Below are 9,534 nucleotides of genomic sequence, written 5' to 3' on the forward strand. Positions count from 1 at the left end.
CCCGGCGCGATTCGCTCCAGCGCCGTGATCATTTTGCCGTCGGCGACCTGGATCTGAATCGTCCAGGTATTTTCCGGCCCGGGGATGAAGCTCACGTATTCCGGCGCCGTCGGGTCGGTGACGTCCAAGATGCTCCAGCCGCGATGCCAAAGGTGGGCCATGTAAAGATACCAACGGCCGCCAACCTCCTGCATCGCCAGCTTGAAGGCCGGCTTGCCGTTGATATCGTGATAGCCGAGGGACTCGATGTTGTGAGCGAAAAAGGGCGTCACGGCTGATCCGACATGAGGTTCTGTCGTCTAAGAGCGGAGAAATAGCCGCTAACCGTGGCTATGTCAATCGTGAATGTTGTGGAACGAACCCTGGGAACGAATCCAACGAATGAGCCATGGGAGTTTTTTTCATTAATGATGCTGGACCAGTTCGGCTTCTTGATGGTGTTGAGATGAATCCTCAGGTCCAACTTCCTCCCGGTGTTCGTTGCGGTAGGAGACCGTCAAAAATCTCAGAAGCTGAAAGGCGGCCTCTCGGTTGTGCCGGTTGTGAACCATGCGCGGCAGGCCTCTTTTGCCGGGCGCAAGCACGCCGCGCTGCTGCCAGATCGGATTGTCGAGGCTGAAAAGGTCGTAAGTTCGGCGTTCACCTTCAAACACATGGCTGTAGGGCAGGGCCAGTGCTATGAGGTAAGCCTTCCAGTGGTCCTCCTTCTGTTCTCGGAGCCAAGCCGCAAGCTGCATGTAAGCCTGCCATATGGTCGGGTGATGGGCCACACTCGATTCCCTGATTTTTTGTCGCTCGGCTGCGCTAAGCAGGGCGATTTCCTTCGGTCGAACCTGACCGAGCTCACCGACGAACTCGACCAGATAGTCCAAGACCTCGGAGTAGGATCCTTCCGTGAGATCGGGGAACGAAAGACAAAGTGAATCTACGAGCGTTCCGAAGGTGAGCATTTTCGCGCTGTGCTTCGACAGTTGGTTGCTGAGGATTTCAACGTTTTGAGCGCCCAAAACGCTCGACTGCTCCATCAGCTCGCGCGCGAGCCTGGAATGGATATTGAGAGATCGAGTCTTGGACTCGATGTAACGCGCGGTCGTAGACGCCATCCGCCAACCCAAGAAGTTGTAGACGCAGAAGCGATGGGCCTCACGTTGGAAGTCGTCCGTATAAATCACGAGGCCATAGGGCCGGTTGGGGTTATAGTTGCCGATTTTTTCCGAGCCGGTTTCGGCTTTCCACCGGAGATAGCCTTGGTGCAGTCGAATGATCGCGTGGTGACGGTGGTTGCTGTCCGGGCGCGTCGCCACACCCCGGTAGATCCTGAGTTGTCTTCGTTCCTGAACGTAAACCCAGATAGTTTCGCCCGCCCGCAGGTTCCACATGAGCTGCGGGCATTCGAAGCGATTGGCCTCTATATCGGTCATCATCGCCGCGATTTGCTTCTCGCGCAGGAACTCCTTACGGCCCGCCGTGGTTTCCTTGACGCCCCTTTGGATGTCAGGATCGTAGACGCAGCGAAATCGCTGCGTGCTACGCAGCTCCGGCTTGTAAAGCTCGTTCGGCTCGCACACATCCGTGAGGAGGCCCGCGTGAATTTGAGTCTGAAATTCGATCGCGCCGGATATCAGGACCCGGCCATCCTCTCCCAGGACGTCGGCAGGAGGGTGGCGAAAAATAATGTCGGTGTCATCCAAAAAGAACGGCCGGCATGAGTTGAGATGGGGCGGGATCTCGCTGTCCCAACGAACTACAAAGCTGGCGACATCCGCATCAATGGAATTCATGAGTCACCTCCGTAAGTTTTTTGGATGCAGCATCACTAAAGCCATCTCAGTCGAGCCACACCCTGGAGGTGGAGTTGGAAGAGTTTTCTTAGAAGGTTGTTTGTCTAAGCCGCCTTCAGGGCTTCTCTTGCAGCTTCTATATTTCCCTTGATCACCTCCACGAGGTGTAGGCGATATTGACCCGATGGGACCTCTAGGTCAGAGCTTCCGGCGCGCCCGAGGATGACGGCGCGCCATCCGTCTACTATCAGCACTGCCTGGGTCTTTGGTTTCAAGGCATCGGGCAGCTCTCGGTTCAAGTAGGCCAAGACCGCTCGCACCCTGGGCATGGAAAGCCCCGCTTTTCTCAGCCGGACCACAAGGCGGATCCGGGCCAGATCGGCGAGGCTGTAGATTCTAGCGCTATAGCGTCCCCGCTTTCGCTCCCAGGCGACCGAAGGAACCGCGATCTCCATCTGGGCCCAAGCAGCGAGGGTTCTTTGGTTTAGTTCTTGCGCCTCCAATTCCTGCACCGCGGCAATTACTTGCCGCGCGTTGAGCGTCAGAAAACTAGGCATAAGGACTAATTAGCATGATTTTATGCCAATTAACAAGCATTTTATTCGCCCATCCTGAGAATCTCGGTCTTGGCTTCCTGCATCGCCGGCTTGAAGGCCAGCTTGCCGTTGAGATCTTGATAGCCGAGGGACTCGATGTTGTGAGCGAAATGGCTTGAGATTGGATGTGCCATGTTCAAGGGCCAACTGCGACGCTCAGCCTAGCACATTATCTTTTCACCAGACACTGATGGACTTGTTCCTCTCCTATCACGAGGCTATCGACGGCTACCGGCGAGAGGTGCTATTACAAGCTCTCACCCAGACCAAAGGAAACCGCGCCGCCGCGGCCAGACTTCTGGGTCTTGAGAGAAGCTATTTCTTGAGGCTGATGAAATCCTTCCGTATCAGTTGAGACATCTTTGGACCGTAGGTAGAGACAACAACATGAAAAGACTTTTCTCGCTTTTTCTTCTGCCGGTCGCACTGGTCGGACCGATGGGCAGCGCGCGCGCGCAAGCGCCCATTGAGGACGAGTTGGTGCTTCAGACGCCGGTTTCCCAGTTCATCGTGGATGCGATGCTCAAAGAATTCGGTCGATACGCCAGGGAAAAGTGGAACGTGAACCTCAAGACCAGCGCCCTGCGGGCGGGCACTCCGGTGTCGTATGACAGAATCGTCAAGTGGAACGGAAAGCCCGAAGCCGACATCTTTTGGGGCGGCGAGCCGGTGCTCTTCGACAAGTTAGCCGCGCAGAAGCTGCTCGTCAGGCTGGACGTGTCGAACGATGTGTGGGCGTCGATTCCAGCTTCGATTGCCAAGCCGAGGACGATTCCGTTGAAAGAACCGACCTACTTCTGGGTGGGAACAGGCCTGCAGGTCTACGGCTTAGTCTATCACCCCAGGCTCCTGAAGCGTCTTGGCGTGCCCGATCTCAAAGATTGGGAAGACGTCCTGAACCCGAAGCTCAAGGGGAATGTCGCCCAGTGCGCGCCGACCCGCTCGTCGTCGAGCCATGCGACCTACGAAATCATCCTTCAGAGCAAGGGGGATGCCGAGGGGTGGAAGTGGCTCAAGGGGCTCGCGGCCAACACCGGGATTTTTACACCCGGGAGCCGTGACGTTCCTTCGGTGGTCGCCAAGGGCGAGTTCGCCGCCGGCTTTGCGGTTCCTTCCTATTTCGCTTTCGAGGAGAAGCTGGCCGGGTTCGACATCAGGTTCGTGGCCCCTAAGAATGCTTTTGTGACTCCGGAACCCGTAGCCATTCTAGCCGGCGCTAGGCACCCCAAGGCGGCCCGCGAGTTCACGAAGTTTCTTCTATCCGAGCGAGGCCAGCGTGTGTTCATGGAGCGCGGCCTGTTTCCTGTTACACCCAAATACAAAGTCCATGGGCAGCCGGGATCTACGGCGGAGCTCGCCGCGGAGCTCACCGGCGGCGTCCGTTCTTTCTTTGACGCGCCGGTTTCCAACATCTACGACGAAGCCGTCGCCGCGAAGCGTTACAAAGAGGTCAACGAGAAGTTCGAGAAAGAGATCGAAGCCGTCTGGAAGGATTTGAAGAAGAGATAGTTTCGGATTCAGGGAAGCTCGCCTCCGGAAGTATTGGAACGCAACCCAGAGAGAAAGCCATGGCAGAACGCGGGCAGAAGCTTGGCGTAGAAAATGCCGTTCCAATTGCAGGCAAGAAAAAACGCGGGCGCCTTCTCCGTCAGTATTTTCTCATCTCGGTCATCTTGATCGGCTCCGGGCTGATCACGAGTGGCGTTTGGGAGATCTACTTCCGCTATCGCGAGATCCGGGAGCACATCGCTCTTCTCCAGCAGGAAGTGGCCGCCAAGGCGGCCTTCAAGATCGGAGAGTTTATTCAAGAGATCCACCGCATGTTGAACGCGGCTGCCAGGAGCCCGGAGGTCGGTCCCGAAGGGCTCTCGCCGCGATACCAGTTTGAATTGCAGAGGCTCCTCCTCACAACCCCGGCGATCGCCGAGGCGGTGGCGCTCGATGCTCAAGGGATGGTCCATGGGCAGGCATCGCGTTTACGGCCCGTCCTGCCGGAAGACAAAACGGATTTTTCGGCTTCAGCGGCATTCCAGCAGGCTAGGCGGGGTCAATCTTATTTTGGCCCGGTCTATTTCGCTAGGGAATCCGAACCGTATATGACCATCGCCGTTCCCATCGAGCACCTCGCCGGCGAGGTCGTCGGTGTGCTCGAAGCCGAATTGAGTCTCATCTACATCGGGGAAAATGTCGTTTCCGGCATAACTTTCGGCGAGACCGGCTACGCCTACGTCGTCAGCCGATCCGGCGATCTCATCGCGCATCCGGAGGTGAGCCTGGTGCTTAAGCGGCGCAAGGTGGGAGAGCTGGATCAAGTGAAAGAGGCGTTCCGCACACCCTCCGCGGCGGGAACCGAGGTTAAAACGACCGTCACAAAGAACCTACACGGGGAGAAAGTGTTCAGCTCGTATGCGGCCATTCCGAACCTGGACTGGGCCGTCTTCATCGAGCGGCCGGCGGAAGAGGTCTACCGGCCGCTCTACGCTTCGATCGCGCGCGCTTCGGCTCTGCTCCTGGTCGGTCTCGCCATGTCTCTCTTCGCCAGCTTATTCCTGGCGCGCCGCGTCGTTCGTCCGCTCGAGACCCTGCGCCACGGGGTAGACCGGATCGCCAAAGGAGATCTCGCCTTTCGTCTCGATCTCAAGACCGGTGACGAGATCGAGATTCTTGCCGACGAGTTCAACAAGATGACGGCGGCGCTCCAGGGAGCCTATGAAGATTTGGAACTCAAAGTTTTGGAGCGAACCGAAGAGCTGGCCTTCGCCAATCAGCAGCTCGAAGAAGCCGACCGCCACAAGTCCGCGTTTCTGGCGAGCATGTCGCACGAGCTGCGCACGCCGCTCAACGCGATCATCGGCTTTTCCGAAGTCCTGCTCGATTCTTCGCTTCCGGTCACCGAGGAGGAGCGCAAGCAGTTTCTAACCGACGTGCTGCAAAGCGGCAAGCACCTGCTCACTCTGATCAACGACGTTCTCGATCTCTCCAAGGTCGAAGCGGGCAGAATGGACCTTCAGCTCGACGTGGTTTCCTTGCCGAACGTCCTCGAGGCGGTTCAGAGCACCGTGCGCCCGCTGGCGGCGAAAAAATTCATCGATCTCCGGTTCGACGGCTCGGCGCTGCCGGAATCCATGTCCATCGACGCGGGACGAATCAAGCAGGTGCTGTTGAACCTCGTGGGCAATGCCATCAAGTTCACTCCCGATCATGGCGCGGTGCGGATCAAGGCGGCCGCCGAGAACGGCGCGGTGCTGGTGGAAGTGGCCGATACCGGGCCGGGGATTCCTCTCGATGAGCAGGGAAGAATCTTCGAGGAATTCCAGCGCGCCAGGGCGGTTGCCGGAGAAGAGAAGGTCGAAGGGAGCGGACTGGGTCTCGCCCTGGCAAAAAAGTTTGTCGAAATGCACGGAGGAAGAATCTGGGTGGAAAGCGAAGCCGGAAAGGGCAGCCGGTTTTATTTCACGATACCCATCGTTCCTTGAGGGAGAAATTTGGGAAACGACGGATCGGCGACATCGAATCCGGCGTCAAATAGGTGATCCATGGCGCATGAAACCATTCTGTTGGTGGAAGACAACCCGGTGAACCGGCGTCTGGCGGAGTTTCTCCTGCGCTCGAACGGCTATAAAGTCATCGAAGCGGCCAACGCGGAAGAGGCGTTTGAGCTGCTCAAGGTCGAGCATCCGGCGCTCGTCGTCATGGATATCCAGCTCTCCGGCATCGATGGGCTCGAAGCGACCAGACGAATCAAAGCGGACCCCGCGACCGCGAACATTCCCGTCCTCGCGGTGACATCCTATGCCATGAAGGGCGACCGTGAGAAGGCGTTGCAAGCCGGCTGCGCGGCATACATCACGAAGCCGATCGACAAGACCGCCTTCATTCAAGAGATAACCGCGCTCCTGGCAAAAAAGGCTGACGCCGGGAGGGAATGATGACCGAGGCGAAGCGAGCGCAGGTTTTGGTCGTAGACGACGAGGCGGCTTCGCGCCGACTCCTCGACGTCCGCTTGCGCGGGCTCGCCTGCGAGGCGTTGATGGCTTCGGACGGCGAGGAGGCGCTCGCCCTAATCCAGAAGGAGGTGCCCAGCCTGATCCTCCTCGATCTTGAAATGCCGCGCATGAAGGGCATGGAGCTTCTGCGCAAGCTCAGGCAGGACCAGTTGGATATCCCCGTCATCGTTATCACCGCCTACGGATCCATCGAACGGGCGGTGGAGGCCATGAAAGAGGGCGCCTACGACTTCATCCCCAAACCGTTCGATCCGAAGCATCTCGAGATCGTCGTTCTCAAAGCGCTGGAGCGCCAGGGGCTCAAGCGCGGCATCGAGGTCCTCGCGGAAGAAACCGGGAAGCGATATCGCCTCGTCATAGGCCAAAACGCGAACATGAATGAAGCGATCGAGACCGCCCGCAAGGCGGCGGCGAGCAAGTCCACGGTTCTTCTCCTCGGCGAGAGCGGGACGGGAAAAGAGATTTTCGCCCGGGCCATTCATGCCTGGAGCGATCGGAAAGACGAGCCGTTCGTCGCGATCAATTGCGTCGGTTTGTCGAAGGAGCTGCTCGAAAGCGAGCTGTTCGGCCACGCCAAGGGAGCGTTTACCGGGGCGCACGAGCTGAAGCGAGGCAAGATTGAAGTGGCCCAGGGCGGGACGCTTTTTCTCGATGAGATCGGCGACGTCTCGCCGGAGGTGCAAACGAAGCTCCTGAGATTCTTGCAGGAGCGGGAGTTCGAGCGCGTGGGCGGGCTGAAGCCGATCTCGGTCGACGTCAGGATTATTGCGGCGACCAACCGGGACCTGCAAGAAGCGATCAATGAAGGACGCTTCCGCGAGGATCTCTATTACCGCATCAACGTCGTGCCCATATTTCTTCCTCCGTTGAAAGAGCGAAAGGAGGACATTCCAACGTTAGCGCGGCATTTCATGGAGCGGTTTTCAACCGAGACGAAAAAAAATTTCGCCGCAATAACTCCGGAGGCGATGGAGAAGATCATCGCCTACGACTGGCCGGGCAACGTGCGCGAGCTGGCCAACGTCATCGAGCGGGCGGTGGTTCTCGGCCAAGAACCGATGATCCAGCTCGCGGATCTCGCTCCCGGAATCGTCGCCGTGGAAGCGAAGACTCCATCCGAAAGCGTCTCCTATCACGAGGCCGTCGACGGCTACAGGCGAGAGGTCATTTTACGAGCCCTCGCCCAAACCCAGGGAAACCGCGCCGCCGCGGCCAGACTCCTGGGTCTTGAGAGAAGCTATTTCCTGAGACTGATGAAATCCTTCCGCATCGACTAAGTCTTTTTTCACACTCCCCTGTGTCTAAAGAGATATCATTATTCGTTCTACTTGAGAGCCGGCCCGTTTTACCGTTGATATTCTCCTGCTAATTCAATCGGTCACCGAGTGAGCGCGCCCCCCGCCGGGGTTGGCACAACCCCTGCTCTTATTATCGGTGACGGAGAAAAAGATCATGTCAGGGCAGATCTCGGTTCCGCTGGCGCGTCCGACGGATCGAACAGCTTTTTTTTGGATAAAACAACTTGCCAATTCGGGGATAAGAGTGCTATTGCTGGTCCGCTACGGGTTCGGATCACGTCCGGGGAACTGCCTTCGACCCAACCTGAGATTTTTCCCGGCTGCGAAACTTACGAGACAGAGGAGTAGAGATGGGCGTGAATGTTTATGCAGGCACGCTGATGTGACCAGGTGATCTCCGGGAAATTCCATGATGTCGCGGGTATTGAAGGCGATTCCGTTGGGCTTGCTGGTCGGAATCGCGGGACTATCGATAAGTTTTTTTCCTTTGTCCCACGATCTCGAAGAGGACTGGGGGCTGGGGCTGTTGTTCAAGCTAAGGGGAGCGAGACCGGCGCCGTCGGATGTCGTCGTCGTGAGCATCGACAAGGAATCGTCGGAGCATTTGAACGTGCCTAACAACCCCGACAAGTGGCCGCGCTCCTTGCATGCGCGGCTGGTCGAAAAGTTGGCGGCGCAGGGCGCCAAAGTGATTACCTTCGACGTCCATTTTATCGAGCCGCGCACCGCCAAGGACGACAACCTGTTTTCCGCGGCCATAAAAAAGGCCGGCAACGTCGTCCTGGCCGAGCCTCTGGCGCCCAAGGAAGTCGCCGTATCCCATGACGGCGCGAGCGATGCCGCAGTTCACAATATCGTCAATACCGTACAGCCGATCGATCTCTTTGCGCGGCCCGCGGCGGCGACCGCGCCGTTCGTGCTGCCGAGAATACCGTTCAAGGTGAATCAGTATTGGACGTTTCAGACCGGCGCCGCCGATTCGCCGACCTTCCCGACGATTGCCTTTCAGCTTTTCGCCGAGCAGATCTACGGCGACTTTATTCATTTGCTGGAACAGGTCAGCCCGGGTCAAGCGAAAAAACTGCCCCGCAGCATTGCCGGCGCGATCAAAACCAGCGACCTCAAGACGGTCATGAGAGAGATCCGGGATGTTTTCGAAAGCGAGCCGAGCCTGGCGGAAAGAATGCTCGAACGGCTGGAGCGTTCCGGTGGAGCTTCGACAGACGCACGCAAGCAGCGACTCCTCCAGTCGCTCGTTAAAATGTACGGCGGCGCTAATCGCCGCTATGTGAACTATTACGGCCCGCCTCGGACCGTTGCCACCCTGCCTTTTCATCAAGCGCTGCAACCCGGCGAAAACGGCGGCCGCAAACCGACCGATCTTAAGGGTAAGGCCGTATTCGTGGGGCTCTCGGAGAAGCTGCTGGCGGAGCGAAAGGACAGCTTCTACACGGTTTTTTCCCAGGCGAACGGCGTATTTATCGGCGGGGTGGAAATCGCCGCCACCGCGTTCTCGAATCTTTTGGAAGATAAACCGGTCCAGCCGATCAGCCAGCGTTTTTACATTCTTTTGATTCTCCTCGGCGGCGTTTTCGTGGGCGTTATTTGCCGAATGCTTCCTATGGCGCTCGCCGCTCCGGCGGTCGTTGTTTCGGCCGTCGTCTATCTCATCGCCGCGGAGTATCGATTCAAAGCCGACGGCGTCTGGTATCCGCTCGTCGTGCCGCTGTTTTTCCAAGCGCCTTTGGGATTTTTCGGCGCGGTCTTGTGGAACTACGTGGAGACGAACAAAGAGCGCCAACGCATCCGAAAAGCCCTCGCCTTTTACGTGCCCGACGAAGTGGTGGCGCAG

The 9,534-nt window shown here is 57.9% G+C and carries 9 protein-coding genes; 5 read left to right on the forward strand and 4 right to left on the reverse strand.

The window, feature by feature from the left end; translation table 11 throughout:
- The 4 genes from VGL70_00095 to VGL70_00110 all read right to left on the reverse strand — a co-directional run.
- Positions 1–272, reverse strand: a 272-nt coding sequence (locus VGL70_00095) for a hypothetical protein (GenBank protein HEY3301911.1), incomplete at its 3' end; no start/stop codon positions are given.
- Positions 273–404: 132 nt separating this feature from the next.
- Complete coding sequence (locus tag VGL70_00100; GenBank protein HEY3301912.1) at positions 405–1,781, reverse strand: DNA sulfur modification protein DndB; 1,377 nt, start codon at positions 1,779–1,781, stop codon at positions 405–407.
- A gap of 104 nt (positions 1,782–1,885) precedes the next feature.
- On the reverse strand, positions 1,886–2,338 hold the full coding sequence (locus tag VGL70_00105; protein ID HEY3301913.1) for a MerR family transcriptional regulator: 453 nt from the start codon (positions 2,336–2,338) through the stop codon (positions 1,886–1,888).
- A 41-nt stretch (positions 2,339–2,379) separates the two neighbouring features.
- On the reverse strand, positions 2,380–2,511 hold the full coding sequence (locus tag VGL70_00110; GenBank protein ID HEY3301914.1) for a hypothetical protein: 132 nt from the start codon (positions 2,509–2,511) through the stop codon (positions 2,380–2,382).
- 253 nt (positions 2,512–2,764) lie between these two features.
- Here VGL70_00110 and VGL70_00115 point away from each other — a divergent pair, with 253 nt between their 5' ends.
- The 5 genes from VGL70_00115 to VGL70_00135 all read left to right on the forward strand — a co-directional run.
- Positions 2,765–3,886, forward strand: a complete 1,122-nt coding sequence (locus VGL70_00115; GenBank protein ID HEY3301915.1) for an extracellular solute-binding protein — start codon at positions 2,765–2,767, stop codon at positions 3,884–3,886.
- 59 nt (positions 3,887–3,945) lie between these two features.
- The gene (locus tag VGL70_00120; protein HEY3301916.1) at positions 3,946–5,853 is read left to right on the forward strand and encodes a sensor histidine kinase; all 1,908 of its coding nucleotides are present in this window, start codon (positions 3,946–3,948) and stop codon (positions 5,851–5,853) included.
- 60 nt (positions 5,854–5,913) lie between these two features.
- Positions 5,914–6,306, forward strand: coding sequence for a response regulator (locus VGL70_00125; GenBank protein HEY3301917.1), 393 nt, complete (start codon positions 5,914–5,916; stop codon positions 6,304–6,306).
- The gene (locus VGL70_00130) at positions 6,303–7,661 is read left to right on the forward strand and encodes a sigma-54 dependent transcriptional regulator (GenBank protein HEY3301918.1); all 1,359 of its coding nucleotides are present in this window, start codon (positions 6,303–6,305) and stop codon (positions 7,659–7,661) included. The genes VGL70_00125 and VGL70_00130 overlap by 4 nt, the downstream gene beginning before the upstream one ends.
- Before the next feature lie 430 nt (positions 7,662–8,091).
- Positions 8,092–9,534: CHASE2 domain-containing protein (locus tag VGL70_00135; protein HEY3301919.1), on the forward strand; the 1,443-nt coding region annotated here is incomplete at its 3' end.

The sequence above is a fragment of the Candidatus Binatia bacterium genome, from assembly GCA_036504975.1.
Taxonomy (GTDB): Bacteria; Desulfobacterota; Binatia; order UBA9968; family UBA9968; genus JAJPJQ01.

Coding starts and splice junctions, on each gene's coding strand:
- VGL70_00110 (HEY3301914.1), bottom strand. CDS start 2,511: ATGGCACATCCAATCTCAAGCCATTTCGCTCACAACATCGAGTCCCTC.
- VGL70_00130 (HEY3301918.1), top strand. CDS start 6,303: ATGATGACCGAGGCGAAGCGAGCGCAGGTTTTGGTCGTAGACGACGAG.
- VGL70_00115 (HEY3301915.1), top strand. CDS start 2,765: ATGAAAAGACTTTTCTCGCTTTTTCTTCTGCCGGTCGCACTGGTCGGA.
- VGL70_00105 (HEY3301913.1), bottom strand. CDS start 2,338: ATGCCTAGTTTTCTGACGCTCAACGCGCGGCAAGTAATTGCCGCGGTG.
- VGL70_00120 (HEY3301916.1), top strand. CDS start 3,946: ATGGCAGAACGCGGGCAGAAGCTTGGCGTAGAAAATGCCGTTCCAATT.
- VGL70_00125 (HEY3301917.1), top strand. CDS start 5,914: ATGGCGCATGAAACCATTCTGTTGGTGGAAGACAACCCGGTGAACCGG.
- VGL70_00100 (HEY3301912.1), bottom strand. CDS start 1,781: ATGAATTCCATTGATGCGGATGTCGCCAGCTTTGTAGTTCGTTGGGAC.